This is a genomic window from Bradyrhizobium sp. CCBAU 53338, assembly GCF_015291665.1.
Taxonomy (GTDB): Bacteria; Pseudomonadota; Alphaproteobacteria; order Rhizobiales; family Xanthobacteraceae; genus Bradyrhizobium.
Genome location: NZ_CP030048.1, coordinates 3632957 through 3654568, shown reverse-complemented (window position 1 = coordinate 3654568; position 21612 = coordinate 3632957). Strand labels below are relative to the sequence as shown.

The following is a 21612-nucleotide window of genomic DNA, read 5'->3' as shown; positions in this document are numbered from 1 at the left end:
TTGCGCCAAACTCGCCGAAAGCGAGAACGAATCTGCTCACCTGGAAACCGACCCGCAGAGCCAAAAGGGGTATGCATGAAGACCGCCAAAGACGTCCTGAAATCGATCAAGGACAACGACGTTAAGTACGTCGACCTGCGCTTCACCGATCCGCGCGGCAAGTGGCAGCACGTGACGTTCGACGTCGGCATGATCGACGAGGACATTTTCGCCGAAGGAACGATGTTCGACGGATCCTCGATCGCCGGCTGGAAGGCGATCAACGAGTCCGACATGTGCCTGATGCCCGATCCGGTGACCGCGACGATCGATCCGTTCTTCGCCGAAACCACCATGGTCATCACCTGCGACGTGCTCGAGCCGACCACCGGCGAGCCCTACAATCGCGACCCCCGCGGCATCGCCAAGAAGGCCGAGGCGATGGTGAAGTCGATGGGCGTGGGTGACAGCGTGTTCGTCGGTCCCGAGGCCGAGTTCTTCGTGTTCGACGACGTGCGCTATTCGGCGGACCCCTACAAGACCGGCTTCCGTCTCGACTCCTCGGAGCTGCCGACCAACTCCGACACCGAATATGAAGGCGGCAATCTCGGCCACCGCATCCGCACCAAGGGCGGCTACTTCCCGGTCCCGCCGCAGGACTCGGTGCAGGACATGCGCTCGGAAATGCTCGGCGCCATGGCCAAGATGGGCGTCAAGGTCGAGAAGCATCACCACGAGGTCGCTTCCGCCCAGCACGAGCTCGGCATGAAGTTCGACACGCTGACGCTGATGGCCGACCACATGCAGATCTACAAGTACTGCATCCACCAGGTCGCGCACATCTACGGCAAGACCGCCACCTTCATGCCGAAGCCGATCTACGGCGACAACGGCTCGGGCATGCACGTGCACCAGTCGATCTGGAAGGACGGCAAGCCGGTGTTCGCCGGCAACAAATATGCCGACCTGTCGGAGACCTGCCTCCACTACATCGGCGGCATCATCAAGCACGCCAAGGCGATCAACGCCTTCACCAACCCGTCGACCAACTCCTACAAGCGTCTGGTCCCGGGCTACGAAGCCCCCGTGCTGCTCGCCTACTCCGCGCGCAACCGTTCGGCTTCCTGCCGCATCCCCTACACCGCCTCGCCGAAGGCCAAGCGTGTCGAGGTGCGCTTCCCCGATCCGATGGCCAATCCCTATCTCGGCTTCGCCGCGATGCTGATGGCCGGCCTCGACGGCATCAAGAACAAGATCGATCCGGGTCCGGCGATGGACAAGGACCTCTACGATCTGCCGAAGGAAGAACTGAAGCAGATCCCGACCGTCTGCGGTTCGCTCCGCGAGGCGCTGGAAAACCTCGACAAGGACCGCGGCTTCCTCAAGGCCGGCGGCGTGTTCGACGACGACTTCATCGACGCTTACATCGAGCTGAAGATGACGGAGGTCGCCCGCTTCGAGATGACCCCGCACCCGGTCGAGTTCGACATGTACTATTCGGGCTGAGCGGCTCGAGCGATCAAGACAGGCAAAAGGCGCTCCGCGAGGGGCGCCTTTTACTTACGAGGATGGGTTGAGCCCTTGCGAAACCCATCGCCTCAAGGCTCGCGACAACGATGGGTTTCGCTGCGCTCGACCCATTCTCCGTCGATCCACGCTCACGTCGTCTCACGCGGCGACATCAAATGGTCGAGCAGCCCCGTCGGCAGCGGAAACACGATGGTCGACGATCGCTCGCCCGCGATGTCGTGGAGGGCCGCGAAGTAGCGCAGCTGCATTGCCTGCGGCTCCTGCGCGAGAATCCGGCCGGCCTCGACCAGCTTTTCGGCGGCCTGCTGTTCGCCCGTCGCATTGATCACTTTGGCGCGCCGCAGCCGTTCCGCTTCGGCCTGCTTGGCGATCGCGCGCACCATGGTCTCGTTGAGATCGACGTCCTTGATCTCGATGCCGGTCACCTTGATGCCCCAGACGTCGGTCTGCTTGTCGAGGATTTCCTGGATGTCGGCGTTCAACCTGTCGCGTTCGGCGAGCATCTCGTCGAGTTCGTGCTTGCCAAGCACCGAGCGCAGTGTGGTCTGGGCGAGCTGACTGGTCGCGGCCATGTAGTCGCCGACCTTGATGATGGCGCGCTCGGGATCGACGATGCGGAAGTAGAGAACCGCGTTGACCTTGACCGAGACGTTGTCGCGCGAAATCACATCTTGGGGCGGCACCACCTGCACCATAACCCTGAGGTCGACCTTAACCAGCTGCTGCACGACCGGAATGAGGATGACGAGGCCCGGCCCCTTCACCCCGGTGAAACGGCCGAGCGTGAAGATCACGCCGCGCTCGTATTCCCGGAGGATGCGAATGGCCTGGGTGAGAAACAGGATGACGATCAGCGCAAGCGCTGCATAAAGCGAATATTCGAACATCAGACTTGACCTCCCTCGCCGCTTGGCCGCCGGACCACCAGGGTCAAGTCGACGATATTGGCGACCTCGACCCTCTCACCGGGCTTGAAGGTGTCGGCGCCGCGCGCTTGCCAGCGTTCGCCATGGGTGAAGACGTGCCCCTCGTTCTCGTTCCAGTCGAGCACCTCGGCGATAAGGCCTCGCATGGCTTGCGCGCCGACCCGTGGCGAACTGCGGCGGGCGCGCCGGAGCGCGCCGAGCACGACCAGAACAAACCCCGCGAAGATCGCCGCGACGATGGCGATGACCGACCACGACAGCCGGTAGCTCGGCGATTCGACCCGGACCAGCATGATGGCGCCCAGCACAAAGGCGACGACGCCTCCAAGGCCAATCACGACGGTCGGATTGAAGGCCTCGATGGCGAGGAGCGCGATGCCGACCAGCATCAGGGCGAGCCCGGCATAATTGATCGGCAGCATATTGAGTGCGTAGAGGCTGAGCAGCAGGCAGATCGTCCCGACCACGCCTGGAGCAACGGCGCCGGGGGACATGAACTCGAAGATGAGGCCGTAGATGCCGACCATCAGGAGGATGAACGCGACGTTGGGATCGGTGATGACCGCCAGGAATCGGGAGATCCAGCCGGGATCGACGGCTTCGATGACGGCATCCCGCGTGGCCAGGTGCTGCGTCGTGCCGCCGCCAAGCTCGACCACGCGACCATCGATCTGCCTGAGCAGGTCGGTCTCATCGCGTGCGACGAGGTCGATGGCGTGCGCCTGCAAGGCGCCATTGGCGGACAGCGTGGCGGCTTCGCGCACCGCCCTCTCCGCCCAATCGGCATTGCGGCCGCGCAGTTCGGCAAGGCTCCGGATGAAGGCAACGGCGTCGTTCGTCACCTTCGCCGTCATCGCGTCCTTCGGCTCGTCCTTCCTGTCCTTGCTGTCTTTGTCCGGCGTGCCGCTGGGCAGGCCCTGAAGCGGTCCGCCAATCTGCACTGGCGTCGCGGCCCCGATATTGGTGCCCGGCGCCATCGCGGCGATGTGGGTCGCATAGAGGATATAGGTCCCGGCGCTTGCCGCATGGGCGCCGGCCGGCGCGACGTAGCCGGCGACGGGAACGGACGAGCCGAGCATGTCTGCGATGATCTCGCGCATGCTGGAGTTCAGGCCGCCGGGCGTATTCATGCGAAGGATCACGATCTCTGCGCGTCGTTCGCTGGCCTTGACCAGGGCCTCCTTCACATAGCTCGCCGACGCCGGGCCAATGGCGCCATCGATCGTGACGGTGAGCGCAACACGGCGAGGATCCTCCGCTGAGCCGGGACGGAGACAGGCAAGACAAGCGACGATGCCGATCGCCGCAACGAGGGTCGCCTTCATGATCTTCACGGCAAGGGCTCCCTTGCCGAAGATATGGTGGCCGTCACGCAAACCTCAATGCGGAGCACGTCGCCCGCAATTGCTATTGTGCGATGCAACGGTCCGGTCGAATTGCGGCGCCCCTGTCGCGGACCAGGTCCCCAGTCATTCCTGTATGCGCGCACTAGCACGCAGGCCCGGCATCCATCAGGCCGCATGCTCTGTTTTGAGATGGCTTCCGCGCTCGCGCTTGCGCGCGCGGCATGGTGGAGTGCAAGCCATCAACTTTCGTTCTGCATCTGACTCCATTTCGTTCCCAGAGAACGAATCGGAATCGCAAAAATTGATGCGAACCAATTCTTGCCGATTGGTTTATTCGAGCGAAGCAATCCAGAATCCCGACACGGAAAGACTTGGATTGCTTTGCAGAGCTTGCAATGACGGCCGGGCGAGAGCATGCCGTACGGCCTCTCGCCCGCGCCCGCGCCCGCTACGCTGCGGCCTTCTGCTTCGCCACCATCGCTTCGCCGAAAGCTTCGAACAGCTTTCGATTGATGGGATTGCGCTGCGGGTCGTATTCGGCGTGCCATTGCACACCGAGTGCGAAGGTCGGGGCTTCCGCGATGCGGATCGCTTCGATGGTGCCGTCCTCGGCGACGCCTTCGATCAGCACGCGCTTGCCGGGATCGAGGATGCCCTGTCCGTGCAACGAATTGACCCGGATCTTCTCGCAGCCGAGAAGCTTGGCGAACGCGCCGCCCGGGGTGAGGTCGACGTCGTGACGGTCGGCGAACACGACGGTCGGATCTGGATGAATCTCGCCGTTCTCGAGCCTTGGCATGCGATGGTTCATGCGGCCGGGGATTTCGCGGATCTCGGGATGCAGCGAGCCGCCGAAGGCGACGTTCATCTCCTGGAGGCCCCGGCAGATGCCGAACAGCGGGATGCCACGCGAAACGCAGGCGACCGAGAGCGCCAGCGCGACCTCGTCACGGTGGATGTCGTAGGGCTCGTGCTTCTCGCAGGGGTCGACGTTGAAGCGGGTCGGATGCACGTTGGCGCGAGCGCCGGTCAGCACGATCCCGTCGACGGTGTCGAGGAGTGCGGCAATATCGGTGATGTCGGGCGAGCCCGCGAACATCACCGGCAAGCCGCCGGAGACCTCTGCGACCGCGCGCAAATTGCGCTCGCCGACCATCTGGACCTGAAATCGATTTTCGACACGATGGGCGTTCCCGATCACGCCGACGACCGGCTTTCTCATCTCTCGTTCCGACCTCCCCGCCGAAGAAGATTCTTGAAACATGCCCCTCGGATGGAACAAATTCAACAGAGGGGATCGCGGGACGGCAATGCTATTTTCGCGCAAATGCCTCTCGGGCCTCGACCGCACCTGTGGCAGGCAGGCCGGCCGCCTTCAGCGCGGTTGCCGCCTGGTCGCCCGGCGCGGCCAGCCAGGGCAATTTCGCCTCGATTCCGCGCGTCACAGGCTCCCCGAGCACGCCGCCGAAATCGATCGGCCAAAATCCGTTGGGCACCACCTCGGCGGTGAGGCCGCGGATGGCGTAACCGTCGCCCAGAACCACATCCGCGTGATCAGCGGCGACAAGGCGTGCGGTGGTGGGGTCCCTCACATCGCCAAAGCTCACGAGCACAGGGATCACCTCCCCCTGCACCGGAACGATGCCCACTTGCCTGTTGATGTCGGTGAATGAGACGCGATTGCCGCGCGTAGCGCCATAGGCGCGGACGGCGACGTAGTTGATGTCGTCGAGGTCGAGCTTGGTCCCCTGCTGATGCGCCAGCAGCGCCACCAAATTCCTGCCCTGTCCGAGATCGACGAACACAGCCTCCCCGTGGATCGTGGTGCGGCCGCCGCGGTTGTAGTTGCGGTCGGGCACGACGGCCAGGATACCGGAGGCGGTCCTGATTCCGTCAGGCGTCGTCACTTCGACCGTGAGGCGATATTTGTGGCCAGGCCGATTGATACGGATCTGGTCGCCAATCACGATCACGGCCAGGAGCCCTAGCAGACCGGCCCATTTGCTGATGAAACTCAAGCGCCCCCCACCTGTTCTTTTCTCACCGGTCTGCACCGTTCGCGCGGCAGCGTCAAACCAGCGCGTTGACGCGGTCTTGATCGCAAGCGCGTTTGCCGAAAGAGTGCCTTGCCCCGCAGCCGCCGAAAAGGACTTGATGTGACGATCTCCAGAGATGAACGGGCCCAGACTCGCGACGATCTCGTTTGGGCTGTCGCAGTCGGCGGCATCGGGGTCGTGCTGTTCACTGCAGCTCTGGTTTTCACCTGGTATTTTGCGGCCACTCTGCTCCTGATATTCACCGGTATGCTGCTGGGGGTCGGCCTCAACGCCCTGACCAATGCGCTGGGCCGCCACGTTCACCTGCCACATGCCGTGCGGCTTGCGACCGTCTGCATCGTGCTTGCGGTGCTGCTCTCCGGCGTCGCCTATCTCGGCGGTGCGACGATCGCCGACCAGGCTTCAGTACTCAGCAACACCATCAAGTCGCAGATCTCGCATCTGAGGTCCTTCCTGGAAAGCCACGGCATCGACACCAGCGTCTTCGATCTCGGCAATGCCAACTCGGCAGCCTCGTCCTCGGGTGACCTCACGCCGGCGACGCCTGCCTCGAACCAGAACTCGCACGGCCCGTTGCCGGGGGCAGGCGCGCTCGCCTCCAGCGGCGGGGCGATCGTGAGCCAGACCTTCAAGCTGCTGTTCGGCGCGATCAGCGCGGTCGGCAATGTCTTCATCGTGCTGTTCCTCGGGCTCGCCTTCGCCGCGCAACCCGGCGTCTATCACGACGGGCTGTTGTTTCTCACACCGGCGAAACATCGCATGCGCGCGACGCTGATCATCGACCGCATCGGCGAGACGCTGGAGCGCTGGCTGATCGCGCAGATCATCGTGATGATTGCGGTGGGCGTCGTGACCTGGATCGGGCTTGCCATCATCGGCATCCCCGGCTCGTTCATCCTGGGGATCCAGGCCGGCCTGCTTGCCTTCATCCCGACCGTCGGCGCCATCATCGCCGGCGTCGTCGTGGTGCTGGCGAGCCTCGCTTCGGGCTGGATTCCGGCGCTATCGGCGCTGGTGTTGTTTCTCGGCGTGCATGCGATGGAGAGCTATGTGCTGACGCCGATCCTCCAGCGCCAGGCGCTGGACATCCCGCCGGCCACGCTGTTCGCGTTCCAGATCCTGCTCGGCGTCGTGTTCGGCATCTGGGGCCTGGCGCTGGCGCTGCCACTCGTCGCCATCGCCAAGGTCATGATCGATCATTTCAAGACATATGAGGCGCCGCCTCTCGCCGAGACGGCCTGATCCTCAGGTCGTCAGCACGGTCTCGGTGTGCTCGACCTCCGGGGGCGAGGCGAAATACTGGCCGACGAGGCCGCGCCATTCGGTGAAATTCTCGGAGCCGCGGAAATCGACGGTGTGGTTCTCCAGCGTCGCCCATTTCACCATCAGCCGGTAGCGCTGCGGCCTCTCGATCGACTTGTGCAGTTCAAAGCCGTGGAAGCCCTTGGAGCGGCCGAAGGCGGCCTTGGCCTTGGCGACGGCAGCCTCAAAGTCCTTCTCGCTGCCCGGCTTGACGTCGATTTGCGCGATCTCGGTGATCATCGGTTTCCACCCTTTTGTTGGTGCCCGTGTCTACCGCAGCCGGGGGCAAAGAAAAAGGCGCCGAAACGGCGCCCTGCCCGGCCGAAAATGCGGCGCTCTCAGGCGAACAGCAGCGCGGTGCCGAGTACGATGAGCGTGCAGCCGATGAATAATGCGACCGGCCAATAGTTCGGGGCCTGCGAATAACGTCCCTGGGCGCGGCGCTCGGCGATGAGCGCGGTCTCGTATTCGTCCGCAGTCGAGAACAGACAGGCGAAGCCGCCGCGTGCCGAGGCCGCAGCGGCTTCAAGCGAGATCAGGGCGGCTTGCGGGTTCTGTCGACCGATCGATTCCATGACCGCGATGGTAGGAATCGAATGGTAAACAGAGGATTACCGCAATCTCTCCCGGTCTCAGGCCGTTGCCGGCTGAGTCTTGGACGCACCGATCCGCGCGGCGCTCTGGCGGCGCCAGTTCTCCAGCGACAACGGCAGCTCCTCCGCCGCTTCGACACGATTACGGCCGCCGCGCTTGGCCTGGTAGAGCGCGGTATCTGCCGAGGCCAGCAACACCTCGAGCTCGGTGCCGGCAGGACCGCCCGCCACGCCGATGCTGACGGTGGTGTCGACCGCGCCGTCATCGACCACGACGCCCGAGGTCTCGAACGCCTCGCGCACGCGCTCGGCGACCAGCACGCCTTCCTCCAGTGCGCAAGGCAGCAGCGCAGCGAACTCCTCGCCGCCGATGCGGCCCGACAGGTCCGAGATGCGCAGATTGTTGACGACGACGGTCGAGAACAGTTTCAGCATCTCGTCGCCGGCGGGATGGCCGAAGCGGTCGTTGATCGACTTGAAATGGTCGATGTCGAAGATCATCACGGTGACCGGGCGGCCGCCCTTGGCCTCGCGCTCGATCATCCGCGCGCAGGCTTCCGAGAAGCCGCGGCGGTTGAGCATGCCGGTGAGCGGATCGGTCGACGCCGCGGTGCGGTGTGCGGTGACGGTGCGCTCGGACACCAGCATGAAGATCACGAACACGGTGCCGACCGCATAGAGCACGAGTTCGACCGCGAACACGGTGACCCAGACGCTGGTGGAGAAGCCGGCGTCGTGCGGGCGCAGGAAGCTGCCGAGCAGGATCGGCAGCATCAGCACGCAGCCGTGCATGACGGGCACGACAAAGGCCGGCCAGCGCCGTTTCAGGCTCTTGCGCCGTTCGACCCAGAGCTCGCTCGCGGTCAGCGCCGCATAGACCGAAACGATGCCGGCACCGATGATCATGCGCAGCATGGACGCTGCGGGATCGAGCAGCATCACCGCCGCGACCCAGGCGATCGCACCGAGCACGAGACCGGGCCAGTTCGGCTTGCGGCCGTGGAAGACGCGCGCCGCATTCCACACCATGCCGCAGGCGACGAAGCCGACGGCGTTCAATGCGAGATAGAGGTGCGGGCCGAGCTTGTCGCCGGTCGCCGTCCACAACGCGACGGACGCCGCGCCGAGCAGATAGGCGGTGCCCCACCATTTCAGCGCGGCGCTGTTCTCCTGCTTGCCGAAAAACACCATCATGGCGCCGAGCAATGCGGCGACCATCGTGGCGACCAAATAGAGCGTGATGCTATCGAGCGACATCATGTCGGCCCCCTTCTAAACATAGCAGTTACGCGATCGGCCCAGCCGACTTGCGCGCCCTTCCAAATGCGACGCTATGTCCCGCGGGTTCCATTCAGGTTTTCACGCGAGCCCAAGTTTTCGGGAAACACGCGCTCAATTTGCGTACAAACGAGTAACAAAAAAGGCGCTGAAATCAGCGCCTTTTTACATCTCATTGAAGCCGCTTTCGCGGCGAATGTGACCGAAGCGATTAACGCTTCGAGAACTGGAAGGACCGGCGGGCCTTGGCCTTGCCGTACTTCTTACGCTCGACCACGCGCGAGTCACGGGTGAGGAAGCCGCCCTTCTTGAGGACCGAGCGCAGTTCGGGCTCGAAATAGGTGAGAGCCTTGGAGATGCCGTGACGCACCGCGCCGGCCTGACCGGACAGACCGCCGCCGGCAACCGTGCAGATCACGTCGTACTGGCCCGAACGCTGGGCCACGGAGAACGGCTGCTCGATCATCATGCGCAGCACGGGACGAGCGAAATAGACCTCGACCTCGCGCGAATTGACGGTGACCTTGCCGGCGCCCGGCTTGATCCAGACGCGGGCGACCGCGTCCTTGCGCTTGCCGGTGGCGTAGGCGCGGTTGAACTTGTCGACCTTCTTCTCGTGCTTGGGCGCATCGGGCGCCACAGCTGCGGTCTTGAGCTGCGAGAGCTGGTCGAGCGACTGAATGGATTCGGCCATGATTATGCGGCCCTCGTGTTCTTGCGGTTCAACTTGGCGATGTCGAGCTTCTCGGGCGTCTGGGCCTCGTGCGGATGATCGGCACCGCCGTAAACGCGAAGGTTGCCCATCTGGACGCGACCGAGCGGACCACGCGGGATCATGCGCTCGACGGCCTTCTCGAGCACGCGCTCGGGATGCTTGCCCTCGAGGATCTGGCGCGCGGTGCGCTCCTTGACGTGACCGACATAGCCGGTGTGCTTGTAATAGGTCTTCTGCTCGCGCTTGCGGCCGGTGAGGACCGCATGCTGGGCGTTGATGATGATGACGTTGTCGCCGCAATCAACGTGCGGGGTGTAGGTCGGGAGGTGCTTGCCGCGCAGGCGCATGGCAACGATGGTGGCGAGACGGCCGACGACCAGACCCTTGGCGTCGATCAGCACCCACTTCTTCGTCACCTCAGCCGGCTTTGCCGAAAAGGTTTTCATGTCAGAGTTTCCGTGGACGGGGAGCATCGGCGCGAACACCGCGCCGGACTGCGCTGGTTTCTAGAGAAGACACGCGCAACGGTCAATGTCCAAGGAGGTAAATTATCGAAGCAAAATCAATATCTTGAAAATATGGTTCTATGTTACCTGCAAAAAGATCAAACATTTGGAATGGAATAGGTCGATGTGACATGGGCAATCGGATCGGGCGAGGTCCCCGACAACAGGTTCACCTCCCCGACCGCGAGGCGCTTGCCCAGCTTGAGTAGCCGGGCCTCCGCCAGCACGTCCTGCCCGGGCTGGCCCTTGCGCAGGAAATTGATGTTGAGATTGGTCGTTACCGCGAGCCCGATCGGCCCGATCGCCGACAGCAGCACCACGTACATGGCGAAATCGGCGAGCGCCATGAGCGTCGGACCCGATACGGTTCCGCCCGGCCGCAGCATCCGTTCGCTGTAGCGCTGGCGCAGGAGGCAGGTCTGGCCGTCCGCACTCTCGATCGTAATGTCGTCGCCGCTGAAGGCCTGGGGAAACTCGTCGCGGAGAAACTGCTCGAGCTCCGCCACGCTCATTTTCGCTGCCGCCATGCTGTTCCCCACCCTCGCTTCACGTTGCCTGCTGCATTAGGTTATCTGCATCATCCAACTGTAATAATCCAATCGGAAACGCCGCCATGTCCACCCAGGCCGCCCGTGCCCCCTCCCCGCATCAGCCAGTTCTGCTGCGCGAAATGGTCGGCCCCATCGCGGTGCTGACCCTCAACCGGCCGTCTGCGCGCAACAGCCTGTCGACGGCGATGATCGCCGGCCTCCATGCCGCGCTCGACGATCTCCGCAGCGACAAGACCGTCCGCGGGGTCGTGCTGGCGGCCAACGGTCCCGCCTTCTCGGCCGGTCACGACATGAAGGAGCTGACCGCACGCCGCACCGACCCAGATCGCGGCCGCGCCTTCTTCGCCGAAACGATGAACGCCTGCAGCGCGATGATGCAGGCGATCGTGCATCTGCCAAAGCCGGTGGTCGCCGCCGTCCAGGGCATTGCGACTGCGGCCGGCTGTCAGCTCGTGGCGAGTTGCGACCTTGCGATCGCATCGGAAGCGGCGAGCTTCGCCACGCCCGGCGTCGACATCGGCCTGTTCTGCTCGACGCCGATGGTGGCGCTGTCGCGCAACGTGCCGCGCAAGCAGGCGATGGAGATGCTGCTGACGGGCGAGCCCGTCCCGGCCGCGCGCGCCCGCGAGATCGGCCTCGTCAATCGCGTGGTCGCCGCCGGCACCGAGCGCGACGCCGCGATTGCGCTCGCTGAACAGGTCGCACTGAAATCCGCCTACACCGTCAAGCTCGGCAAGGAGGCGTTCTACCGCCAGGCCGAGATGAGCCTTGCCGATGCCTATCGCTATGCCGCAGAGGTGATGACCGAGAACATGATGGCGCGCGATGCCGAAGAAGGCATCGGCGCCTTCATCGAAAAGCGCACGCCGACCTGGCGGGACGAGTGACAACAAGAAAAGACCAGCAATGAACCACGACGCCTATCCCGACAACTACATCCGCGGCATCCTCAACAGCGTGAAGTCGATCGCGATGGTCGGCGCCTCTCCGGTCAACGTGCGGCCGAGCTATTTCGCGTTCAAATATCTGGCGCAGCGCGGCTACGACATGATCCCAATCAATCCCGGCCATGTCGGCAAGGAGCTGCTCGGAAAGCCCTTCGTCGCCTCGCTGCGCGACATCGGCCGCCCCATCGACATGATCGACATTTTCCGCAACTCCAGCCACATCATGCCAGTCGTCGAGGAGGCCCTGGCGCTCGATCCGCTGCCGAAGGTCATCTGGATGCAGCTCGGCGCGCGCGACGACGCGGCGGCGGAAAAGGCCGAGGCCGCCGGTATCAAGGTCGTGATGAACCGCTGCCCCAAGATCGAATATGGCCGGCTGTCGTCGGAGATCTCCTGGATGGGCGTCAATTCGCGCACGCTCAGTTCCAAGCGACCGCCGGCGCCGACACAGGGCATGCGCCTGTCCCTCAATCGGATGAGTGTCGGCGGCGGCGACACTGCGGCTTCCGATCGCGCGGCCAAGAACAAGAGCGAGCAAAGCTGACGCAATTGCGAAGGATTCGTTTCGCGAGCGCGTCGATGCGCAGCACGATCGTTGCGACGTGAAGCCGCGGCTTGACGCCGGGCACGGCTCCCATCAGCATGCCGCGCGATTTCAGACCACAAGAACAGGACGCCCTCAATGAGCGATCGCCTTCCGGGATTTTCCACTCTCGCCGTGCATGCCGGTGCACAGCCCGATCCGACTACCGGTGCGCGCGCGACTCCGATTTATCAAACGACCTCATTTGTGTTCAATGATGCCGACCACGCCGCCTCGCTGTTCGGCTTGCAGGCGTTCGGCAACATCTATACCCGCATCGGTAACCCGACCAACGCGGTGCTGGAAGAGCGCGTCGCCGCGCTCGAAGGCGGCACTGCTGCGCTTGCGGTCGCCTCGGGCCACGCCGCGCAGGTCGTGGTACTCCAGCAACTGCTCCAGCCCAGCGACGAGTTCATCGCCGCGCGAAAGCTCTATGGCGGCTCGATCAACCAGTTCACGCATGCGTTCAAGAGCTTTGGCTGGAACGTGGTGTGGGCTGATCCCGATGATATCGCGAGCTTCGAGCGCGCTGTGACGCCGCGTACGAAAGCGATTTTCATCGAATCCATCGCCAATCCTGCCGGCAGCATCACCGACATCGAGGCGATATCGACGGTGGCGCGCAAGGCCGGCGTGCCGTTGATCGTCGACAACACGCTGGCCTCGCCCTATCTGATCCGCCCGATCGACCACGGCGCCGACATCGTCGTGCACTCGCTGACGAAGTTTTTGGGCGGTCACGGCAATTCGCTCGGCGGCATCATCGTCGATGCCGGCACGTTCGACTGGTCGACCGGCGGCAAATACCCGATGCTGTCGGAGCCGCGGCCCGAATATCACGGTATCCGACTGCAGGAGACGTTCGGCAATTTCGCCTTCGCGATCGCCTGCCGCGTGCTCGGCCTGCGCGACCTCGGACCGGCGCTGTCGCCGTTCAACGCCTTCATGATCCTCACCGGCATCGAGACACTGCCGCTGCGCATGCAGAAGCACTGCGACAACGCCAAGGCGGTCGCGGAATTCCTCGCCGGCCATCCGGCGGTGGCCTCGGTCAGCTATGCGGGCCTTGCGAGTGACAAGTACAACCAGCTCGCGCGCAAATACGCGCCGAAGGGCGCAGGCGCCGTGTTCACCTTCAGCCTCAAGGGCGGCTACGACGCCGGCGTCAGCCTGGTGTCGAAGTTGCAGCTGTTCTCGCATCTCGCCAATGTCGGCGACACCCGCTCGCTGGTCATCCACCCGGCCTCGACCACGCACAGCCAGCTCGACGACGCCGCCAAGGTGAAGTCCGGCGCCGGCCCCGACGTGGTCCGGCTCTCGATCGGCATCGAGGACAAGGAAGACCTGATCGCCGATTTGGAGCAGGCGCTTGGCGCGTAAGACTCCACCACCGTCCATCCCCATTGGAATCTGGCGGCGCGCCATACCGAAGCCAAGCGAGCCGGTTCCCGCCTGACCCGCGGAGCGCGTGAAAACACGCCCCGGCAAGGGCCGCAGTTAACACTCGTTAACCATACCTACCGCATACATCGTCGTTGGATCGCCCTTTGATTCGGAGCCGACGATGCTGCGCTGGATGGTACCTGCCCTGGCAGTGATGCTGACCGCCTCAGCCGCATATGCCGCCGACCTGTCGGCCCATCCGAAGCGGCGGGCGGCCGCAACGCCGCAGGACGCGCCCAAGGTCTACGTCGAGACCGATCCGGATGCGCTGATCTCGCCGGCCTATGGCATCGGCAGCTACATCAGCAACCTGCCGGGAACGCCGTTGCTGCCGGGCTCGCATACGCTGCCGGGCTATTACGGCCGCCCCTGGGACTACGACTATCAAGGCTCGTACTATGGCGGGAAGCAGGTCGACTATTTCTGGCGCCTGCCCTACTCGTGCGGCATCTACGGCTATTGCTGATCAGCCGGGCTGCCCCAGCGGAGCGGCCCGCGGCTGCGGCTCGGCTGATCGTCGCGACGCCAGCCGCTCCGCCTGGATCATCGCAAGCGTGAGCACCACGATCGCGACCGCCTGGTGCGAAAGCGCCAGATCGATCGGCACCTGATTGAGCAGCGTGAGGATGCCGAGCAGCGCCTGCAGGCTCACCGCCGCCAGCAGCCAAAGCGCGCCGCTCGCCGCCGAGCCTGCACGCGAACGCACCGCGTCGAACGCGTGCAGCACGGCCAGCGCCGCCAGCAGGTAAGCCGTCATGCGGTGTTCGAACTGCACCGTCAGCACATTGTTGAACATGTTGCGCCACCACGGCGTCTCGAACCACAGCCGCTCCGCCGACGGAATGAACGCGCCGTCGATCTGCGGCCAGGTGTTGTAGGCGCGTCCGGCGCGCAGGCCCGCGACCAGCGCACCGAAATAGATCTGGATGAAGGTCAGGATCACCAGCACTGCGCTGGTGAGCCGCAATCGCGCTGGAACCGCGAGCTGCGGCCGGTCGGCGAGCCGGCGCACCGTCCAGACGATGCCGGCGAAGATCAGCAGCGCCAGCACCAGATGCGTTGCGAGACGATATTGCGACACCTCGACCCGCTCGGAGAGGCCAGAGGCCACCATCCACCAGCCCACTGCGCCCTGGAGGCCGCCAAGCGCGAACAGCAGCCACAGCCGCCGCTTCAACTCACCGGACAGGCCGCCGCGCCACAGGAAGAACAGGAACGGCAGCAGAAAGGCGACGCCGATGAAGCGACCGAGCAGCCGGTGGCTCCATTCCCACCAGAAGATCTGTTTGAACTCGGACAGGCTCATGCCCGCGTTGAGCTCGCGATATTGCGGAATCCTCTTGTAGGCCTCGAACGCGTCGGTCCACTGCGCCTCCGACAACGGCGGAACACTGCCGGTGACCGGCTTCCACTCGACGATCGACAGGCCCGATTCCGTCAGCCGCGTCGCCCCCCCGACCAGCACCATCAGCGCGATCAGGGCGGCCACCGAAATCAGCCACCAGCGCACGGCGCGATGCGGGTTGGTCGAGGCGGAATTCGCTGTCATTTGAGGGGTTGAAACCAAGGCTTGAACCGGGCTGCGTGCCCCTTATAGTCCCCCGCTCCCGCAGCGCAAGTTACGTGAAGGCCGCAAGTCCCTGCCATGACGATCCGCACCCGCAAGTTCCTCGGCGCCATCCTGCTCCTGGTGCTGGCCACTGTCTGGGCCCTGCTCGGCATGGCGGCGGCGCAGATGCCGTGGATCGCCGAGTCCGGCTGGCGGCAGGCGATCTATTACGTGGTGGTCGGCATGGGCTGGGTGCTGCCGGCGATGCCGATCGTGAGCTGGATGCAGCGGCCCGACCGCGCCAAATCTAGCTCGTAATGCTCGCCGTCGGTTTTACCGGCGCAAAGACCACCCCCGACACCAGCACGCGCATCATCCGCAGTGAACGCAGTCGTCCGTCCCAGGAAATCCGTGGCAGCGCGCGCAGATTGGTGCGCCCTTCGGCATCGACAATCCCCGAGATGGTCGACACCGCACTGGCGAAACCCGCCTCCTCCGCCATCACGACGTGGGCGCGCCGGAACGAGGAGCGATCGCCGAACGGAAAGGCCAGATGCCGGATCTCGCGGCGGAACGACGCCTCCGTCACCGCCTTGCCCATCGTCATCTCGCGCAACGCAGCCGTGTCCTTCATGTTGGCGAGGTTGGGATAGTTCACAGTCGCGCTTCCGATCGTGACCTGCGGATCGGCAGCCAACCTCGCCAGATCCTCCCAATCCATCGAGGCCTCGCGCGAGAGTGCGGCGAGATCGATGCGGTAGCGTGTGCAGAGATCGGCGATCGCGGCCGACAGATCCGACGGTGCCAGCGAGCGCATCCAATTCTCGAGATGCGAAAACAGCGCCTGCTTCTCGGCATTGCCAGTGACGTTGAAGCGCTGCTCCTTGTCACCCATCATCAGGCTGATGCGGCTCTCGCGCGCGATCACCTGCTCCAGCCCGAGCCACCATGCCTCGCCGACGCCGTCAGGGAACGCCGTGGGAACGTAGAGCGCGAACGGCACCGCGTGGCGCGCGAGCACCGGATAGGCATGACTGATGAGGTCTTTGGACGCGCCATCGAAGGTCAGCGCCACGAAGCGCCGCTTCTCGGGCAGCGTCACCGCGCGCCGGCAGACTTCGTCCATGCCGAGAAAGTCGTAGTCCCAGCGCTTCAGCGCGCGGATGGCGCGATCGAGAAATCGCGGCGTGATCTCGCTTTGGCGCAGCGGCTGAAATGCGCCGCGCTGATGCGGCCGCACGCGCTCGAACCGCAGGATCGCGCCGACACCACGGCTGCGCAGCAAGGGCTGGCCGGTGAGCCAGGCCAGTTCCAATCGCAATCGCTCCAGCCATCTGTCGTCGGATGCCAAAACCCCACCTTCGCGTTCGCCGGCGGCCGGTTCCCGCAGCCATTGTCATTACCCTTTGTTGACATTTATTTGCAAAGGTCGGCCACAGGCCGAAATACGTATTTTTCGTTTTCTCGACAGGTTTCGCGAATGACCATGGCTGCGGCGGTGCAAAGCCGGACGGCAGAATCGCCAGCACGGTCGAAAGCGAGCCGTATCGGGCATGTCGACGTCGTCCGAGATCTTGCGGAGGCCGAGGCGGCCTGGCGTGCGCTCGAAGAGCCCGGTCACCTCTCCACGCCCTATCAGCGGTTCGATTTCCTCGCCTCGTGGCAGCGCTCGGTCGGAGAACGCGAGGGCGCCCGCCCCTTCATCGTCATTGCGCGCGACGCCGAGGCGCGGCCGCTCGCGCTGCTGCCGCTCGCACTCCGCCAAAGCCACGGCGTCCGTACGGCCTGCTTCATGGGCGGCAAGCATACGACCTTCAACATGGGGCTGTGGAACGCCGAGTTCGCGGCACAGGCCGTTGCCACGGATATCGACGCACTGTTCGCCCCCTTGCGTGATCAGGTCGACGTGCTCGCGCTGACGCAGCAGCCCAAGCGCTGGCACGACCAGCAAAACCCGTTTGCGTTGTTGCCGCAGCAGAGTGCCATCAACGGCTGCCCGCTGCTGACGATCGAGCCGGGCGGTCCCCCAGCCTCGCGGATCAGCAACTCCTTCCGCCGCCGGCTGAAGAGCAAGGAGAAGAAGCTTCAGGCGCTCGCCGGCTACCGCTATCACCTTGCGACAACGGACGCCGACATCGCCCGCCTGCTCGACTGGTTCTTCCGCGTCAAGCCGGCGCGGATGGCGGAGCAGAAACTGCCTGATGTCTTTGCCGAGCCTGGGGTCGAACAGTTCATCCGCAACGCCTGCCTCACGCCGCGCGGCGAAGGCCGGATCATCGACATCCATGTGCTCGAATGCCAGGAGGAAGTGATCGCAATCTTCGCCGGCGTCGCCGACGGCCAGCGCTTCTCCTCGATGTTCAACACTTACACGATGTCCGAGCATGCCCGTTACAGCCCGGGCCTGATCCTGATGCGTTACATCATCGACCGTTACGCCGAGCGCGGCTACCGATCACTCGACCTCGGCATCGGCTCGGACGACTACAAGCGCATGTTCTGCAAGAGCGACGAGGACATCTTCGACAGCTTCGTGCCCTTGACCTCGCGCGGCAAGCTCGCGGCAATGGCGATGTCCTCGCTGAACCATGGCAAGCGCCTGGTGAAGCAGAACCAGATGCTGTTCGACCTGGCACGGCGGCTGCGCCAGGCGTTCGGTTAGCGGACCAAGCTTTCGAAAACTCGATTCGCTTGCGGGAGATTACGCCGCCACCACGCGCGGCGCCTCGCCAGCATCCGACGGCTGCACCGGCCGGCTCAGCATGGTCACATCGCTGAAACCGACCGCCTTGAGTTGCTCACACATCAGCGCGCGCGCGTCGGCCTCCATCGAAACATCGGGTACCACGACGGCGCGGGCATGTGCCGTCAGCAGTTCGGCCGGCAGATCCTCGGCGCTCCCGGCATCGACCAGCACATGATCGTAAGCACGCAGCAACGCGTCGATGGCGAGCGTCACCCGCGGCGACTGGAGCACGCTGCGATCGAAGCCGGGACGACCGGCCATGACCAGATGCAGCCGCGAGAGCTTGTCGCGCGTGATGACCTGCGCAAACGAAGCCTGCCCCTGCATGAGCTCGGCGAGACCGGGCGCCGTCGGATCGACGGACACTGCGGCGATCGTGGGCGAGGACGCGGCGAGATCGACCACGACAACACGCGCGTCGCGCGCCAGATGCCGGGCGAGCGTCAGCGCGGACAACGTGATGGCGTCGCCGGACGCGGTGCCGAGGACGGTCACCTTCTTCGCGGCCGGACCTGCGGCCTTGAGGTTTTCGGCCAGCTGCCCGATCTCGGCGACTTCGCTGACATTGACGCTGGCTGTCATCTCCGGCTGGAGCGGTGCAGACTCGATCTCGACCGCATCGGCGATCGGCTCTTGCACGACCGGCTCCTGGACAACCGGCTCTTGGCGAACCACCGCCGGCGCGAGCGTGCCGATGGCACGCGGTGCGGTCTGGCGCAGAAGCTCGCCGGTGACGACGAGACCGGACGAGAGCAGCAGCGTCGCCAGTGTCGCGATCAGCACGATCGGCAGTTTCTTCGGATAGGCCGGCGTATTGGAGACGATGGCGCGCGAGATGATGCGGCCCTCCGTCGGGGCGGTATCGATGGTCTCGCGGGTATTGGCTTCGCGGTATTTGGCGAGATAGGTTTCAAGCAAGTCGCGCTGCGCCTTGGCTTCGCGCTCGAGCGCACGGAGCTGGACGTCCTGGCCGTTGGTCGAGGTGGCCTGCTTCTTGAGCTGCTCGAGGCTGGTGGTCAGGCCGTCGACCCGGCCACTGGCGATCCGCGCGTCGTTTTCCAGCGAGCGCGAGATCTTGGCCGCCTCGTCGCGGATCTGACCGTCGAGGTCGCTGAGCTGCGCCTTCAGTTCCTTGATGCGCGGATGATTGCCGAGCAGCGTGGACGATTGCTCCGCGAGCTGCGCACGCAGCGTCACCCGCTGCTCCGACAAGCGCCGCATCAGCTCGGAGTTCACGACCTCGGAGGCCTCGATAGGCTTGCCGCTCTGAAGCATCTCGCGAATCAACCGGGCCTTGGACTCGGCGTCCGCCTTCAGCGCGCGCGCATTGTTGAGCTGGGTGTTGACCTCGCCCATCTGCTGGTTCGACAGCGTGGTGTTGTTGGTGCCGACGAACAGCGACGACTTCGAGCGGAAGTCCTCGACCTTGGCTTCGGCGTCGGAGACCTTCTTGCGCAGATTCTCTATCTCGCCTGCAAGCCACTGGCTGGCGTTGCGCGCCTGATCCTGGCGCGCGGCCTGCTGGAGCACGAGATAGCCGTCGGCGATCGAATTGGCGACGCGGACCGCAAGCTCGGGATCCTGCGACTGGAATTCGACCACGATCACGCGCGACTTGTCGACGGCGTAAGCCTGAAGCCGGTCGTAATACGCGTCAAGCACGCGCTCTTCCGGCGTCATCGAGAACGGATCGCGACCGATGCCGATCAGCGCGGCGAGCGATTTCAGCGGCGAGACGCCTTGCAGCACGGGATCGAATTCCGGCCGCTCGGCCAGCTTGTTCTTCTTGATGATCTCGCGGGCGAGGTCGCGCGACAGCACGAGTTGCACCTGGCTGGTGACGGCCTCGGGGTCGAGCGCCTGCCGCTCCTCGGTGCTGCGGTCGCTGCTCGGGCGCAGGAAGACGTTCTCGCGGCCGTCGATCAGGATGCGGGCTTCCGACTTGTAGCGCGGCGTGACGAGATTGACGACGGCGACCGACGCGACGAGCGCCAGCACCGTCGGCACGACGATCCAGCCGCGCTTGCGCGCGAGCGCGCCACCGAGCGCATGCAGATCGATGTCGCCGGATTCGGCAGGCACCTGCTTTACGGCCATCGGCGCGGGCTTGGCTTCAACCTGATGCTTGGCCTCAGGCTTGGTTTCGTGCTTGGCTTTCGAAACGGCCCGCTCGATGACGGCCTTGTCCTTGCCGGCACGCCAGAACGCTAAACGCATCGAACACTCCCGCAGGGCAACGCCACTCGTGTACCTCGATGGGCCGATTACACTCCATTAAGGTTGCCGCTGGGTTAATCGGGGGCATCTCGCGGGCAGCGTACGCGCGCTCGTCACCGTTTGTTAACCACGAGGGCCCTTAATCCATCTCGATATTTCGAGAACATTGGTCGGCAGTCGCAGTCGAGCGCTGGTTTTGATGAATGCCCCCCTCTCCTGACCAGCCGCTTCGAATCCTGCACGCCGTGCGCGCGCCCGTCGGCGGCATCTTCCGCCACATTCTCGACCTGGCCAACGGCCAGATCGATCGCGGCCATCATGTCGGGATTCTCGCGGACAGCCTCACCGGCGGCGAGCGCGCCGAGAAGGCGCTGACCGAGCTCGCGCCGCGCCTGAAGCTCGGCGTGCATCGGCTCGCGATCCGCCGCGAACCTTCGCCGGACGATTTTCTGGTTTGGCTCCGGATGCGGCGCCTGATCGGCCAGCTCAAGCCGGACGTCATGCACGGCCACGGCGCCAAGGCCGGCGCCTTTGTCCGCATGCGGCGGCGGTCCGACGAGACCATCCGCATCTACACCCCGCACGGCGGCTCGCTGCACTATCCCCTCAACACCTTGAAGGGCGAATTCTACGCGCGCCTCGAGCGCACGCTGATGGACTCGACGGATCTGTTCCTGTTCGAGAGCGCCTTCGCCCGCGACACATATCAGCGTATCGTCGGCACGCCCAAGGGCGTGGTGCGTTGCGTCTTCAACGGCGTGACGCCGGAAGAGTTCGAGCCGGTCGTCGTCGCCGACGACGCCACCGACCTCGCCTATGTCGGCGAGTTCAGGCACATCAAGGGCGCCGATCTCTTGGTCGACGCGGTGGCGCTGCTGCATGAGCGCGGCAACAAGGTCACGCTGACACTCGGCGGTGATGGCGAAGAGACCGCCGCGCTGAAGGCGCAGGTCGAGAGACTAGGCCTGACGGACACGATCCGCTTCATCGGCCACGTCAAGGCGCGATACGGCTTCTCCAAGGGCCGGCTGCTGGTCGTGCCCTCACGCGGCGATTCCATGCCCTATGTCGTGATCGAGGCGGGCGCGGCCGGCATTCCCATGATCGCAGCGCGCGTCGGCGGTATTCCCGAGATATTTGGCAGCGAGAGCCAGGCCCTGTTCGCGGCGAGCAACGCCGAAGCCATGGCCCAGGCGATCGAGGCCGCACTCGCGGATACGGGAGCGACCGCGCAGCGCGCATCCGCCTTGCGCGAGCGCATTTCGGCGCATTTCTCCCAGCATGCGATGGTCGACGGCGTGCTCGCGGGATACCGCGATGCATTTGCCAATCATTAACCATTCT

General features: G+C 64.5%; 22 protein-coding genes. 9 read left to right on the top strand and 13 right to left on the bottom strand.

Going from position 1 to position 21612, the window contains the following annotated elements:
• Positions 1-75 precede the first annotated feature (75 nt).
• Entirely contained in the window at positions 76-1485 is a 1410-nt protein-coding gene (gene glnA / locus XH90_RS17145; RefSeq protein ID WP_194475560.1) for a type I glutamate--ammonia ligase, read from the top strand.
• A 152-nt stretch (positions 1486-1637) separates the two neighbouring features.
• Here the strand turns inward: glnA and XH90_RS17140 are convergent, their stop codons facing one another.
• From XH90_RS17140 to XH90_RS17125, 4 genes are all read right to left on the bottom strand, one after another.
• Entirely contained in the window at positions 1638-2396 is a 759-nt protein-coding gene (locus tag XH90_RS17140) for a slipin family protein (RefSeq protein WP_371748244.1), read from the bottom strand.
• The gene (locus XH90_RS17135; RefSeq protein WP_194482541.1) at positions 2396-3769 is read right to left on the bottom strand and encodes a nodulation protein NfeD; all 1374 of its coding nucleotides are present in this window, start codon (positions 3767-3769) and stop codon (positions 2396-2398) included. The genes XH90_RS17140 and XH90_RS17135 overlap by 1 nt, the downstream gene beginning before the upstream one ends.
• 460 nt (positions 3770-4229) lie before the next feature.
• Positions 4230-5003 carry a gamma-glutamyl-gamma-aminobutyrate hydrolase family protein gene (locus XH90_RS17130; protein WP_194482540.1) on the bottom strand — a complete coding sequence of 258 codons (774 nt, stop codon included), beginning with the start codon at positions 5001-5003 and terminating at the stop codon, positions 4230-4232.
• Between the two features lie 91 nt (positions 5004-5094).
• A complete protein-coding gene (locus XH90_RS17125) occupies positions 5095-6135 on the bottom strand; it encodes a hypothetical protein (protein WP_246755926.1) in 1041 nt (346 codons plus the stop codon).
• Here XH90_RS17125 and XH90_RS17120 point away from each other — a divergent pair.
• Positions 6016-7080, top strand: coding sequence for an AI-2E family transporter (locus XH90_RS17120; protein ID WP_246755881.1), 1065 nt, complete (start codon positions 6016-6018; stop codon positions 7078-7080). The genes XH90_RS17125 and XH90_RS17120 overlap by 120 nt on opposite strands.
• Positions 7081-7083: 3 nt before the next feature.
• On the opposite strand, the gene XH90_RS17115 is transcribed toward XH90_RS17120, so the two are convergent.
• The 6 genes from XH90_RS17115 to XH90_RS17090 all read right to left on the bottom strand — a co-directional run bounded on the left by XH90_RS17115 (position 7084) and on the right by XH90_RS17090 (position 10759).
• A complete protein-coding gene (locus XH90_RS17115) occupies positions 7084-7380 on the bottom strand; it encodes an antibiotic biosynthesis monooxygenase (RefSeq protein ID WP_194482537.1) in 297 nt (98 codons plus the stop codon).
• 98 nt (positions 7381-7478) lie between these two features.
• Positions 7479-7715, bottom strand: coding sequence for a hypothetical protein (locus XH90_RS17110; protein ID WP_194482536.1), 237 nt, complete (start codon positions 7713-7715; stop codon positions 7479-7481).
• Positions 7716-7772: 57 nt separating this feature from the next.
• Positions 7773-8993, bottom strand: coding sequence for a GGDEF domain-containing protein (locus XH90_RS17105; protein WP_194482535.1), 1221 nt, complete (start codon positions 8991-8993; stop codon positions 7773-7775).
• 229 nt (positions 8994-9222) lie between these two features.
• Positions 9223-9705 (bottom strand): 30S ribosomal protein S9, encoded by a 483-nt coding sequence (gene rpsI, locus XH90_RS17100; protein WP_057756279.1) that lies wholly within the window; start codon positions 9703-9705, stop codon positions 9223-9225.
• A 2-nt stretch (positions 9706-9707) separates the two neighbouring features.
• Entirely contained in the window at positions 9708-10172 is a 465-nt protein-coding gene (gene rplM, locus XH90_RS17095; protein ID WP_015685724.1) for a 50S ribosomal protein L13, read from the bottom strand.
• A 158-nt stretch (positions 10173-10330) separates the two neighbouring features.
• Positions 10331-10759, bottom strand: coding sequence for a PaaI family thioesterase (locus XH90_RS17090; RefSeq protein ID WP_188099763.1), 429 nt, complete (start codon positions 10757-10759; stop codon positions 10331-10333).
• A gap of 86 nt (positions 10760-10845) precedes the next feature.
• On the opposite strand from XH90_RS17090, the gene XH90_RS17085 reads away from it, so the two are divergent.
• From XH90_RS17085 to XH90_RS17070, 4 genes are all read left to right on the top strand, one after another.
• On the top strand, positions 10846-11670 hold the full coding sequence (locus XH90_RS17085) for an enoyl-CoA hydratase (protein ID WP_194482534.1): 825 nt from the start codon (positions 10846-10848) through the stop codon (positions 11668-11670).
• Positions 11671-11689: 19 nt separating this feature from the next.
• Positions 11690-12274, top strand: a complete 585-nt coding sequence (locus XH90_RS17080; protein WP_194482533.1) for a CoA-binding protein — start codon at positions 11690-11692, stop codon at positions 12272-12274.
• Between the two features lie 138 nt (positions 12275-12412).
• Entirely contained in the window at positions 12413-13693 is a 1281-nt protein-coding gene (locus XH90_RS17075; protein WP_194482532.1) for an O-acetylhomoserine aminocarboxypropyltransferase, read from the top strand.
• 184 nt (positions 13694-13877) lie between these two features.
• Positions 13878-14222, top strand: coding sequence for a hypothetical protein (locus tag XH90_RS17070; RefSeq protein ID WP_194482531.1), 345 nt, complete (start codon positions 13878-13880; stop codon positions 14220-14222).
• Here XH90_RS17070 and XH90_RS17065 read toward each other — a convergent pair whose 3' ends face one another.
• Positions 14223-15305: a COX15/CtaA family protein gene (locus tag XH90_RS17065; protein WP_194482530.1), complete on the bottom strand. Its 1083-nt coding sequence runs from the start codon at positions 15303-15305 to the stop codon at positions 14223-14225.
• Positions 15306-15401: 96 nt separating this feature from the next.
• On the opposite strand from XH90_RS17065, the gene XH90_RS17060 reads away from it, so the two are divergent.
• The gene (locus tag XH90_RS17060) at positions 15402-15623 is read left to right on the top strand and encodes a DUF2842 domain-containing protein (protein WP_045003154.1); all 222 of its coding nucleotides are present in this window, start codon (positions 15402-15404) and stop codon (positions 15621-15623) included.
• Here the strand turns inward: XH90_RS17060 and XH90_RS17055 are convergent.
• Positions 15613-16656 carry a polysaccharide deacetylase family protein gene (locus XH90_RS17055; protein WP_194482529.1) on the bottom strand — a complete coding sequence of 348 codons (1044 nt, stop codon included), beginning with the start codon at positions 16654-16656 and terminating at the stop codon, positions 15613-15615. The two genes, XH90_RS17060 and XH90_RS17055, sit on opposite strands and share 11 nt — an antisense overlap.
• 129 nt (positions 16657-16785) lie before the next feature.
• Between XH90_RS17055 and XH90_RS17050 the strand changes: the two genes are divergently transcribed.
• The gene (locus tag XH90_RS17050) at positions 16786-17967 is read left to right on the top strand and encodes a GNAT family N-acetyltransferase (protein WP_194482528.1); all 1182 of its coding nucleotides are present in this window, start codon (positions 16786-16788) and stop codon (positions 17965-17967) included.
• A gap of 39 nt (positions 17968-18006) precedes the next feature.
• On the opposite strand, the gene XH90_RS17045 is transcribed toward XH90_RS17050, so the two are convergent.
• Positions 18007-20268, bottom strand: coding sequence for an exopolysaccharide transport family protein (locus tag XH90_RS17045; protein ID WP_194482527.1), 2262 nt, complete (start codon positions 20266-20268; stop codon positions 18007-18009).
• A gap of 203 nt (positions 20269-20471) precedes the next feature.
• On the opposite strand from XH90_RS17045, the gene XH90_RS17040 reads away from it, so the two are divergent.
• Positions 20472-21605 carry a glycosyltransferase family 4 protein gene (locus tag XH90_RS17040; protein ID WP_194482526.1) on the top strand — a complete coding sequence of 378 codons (1134 nt, stop codon included), beginning with the start codon at positions 20472-20474 and terminating at the stop codon, positions 21603-21605.
• The last annotated feature ends 7 nt before the right edge of the window (positions 21606-21612 follow it).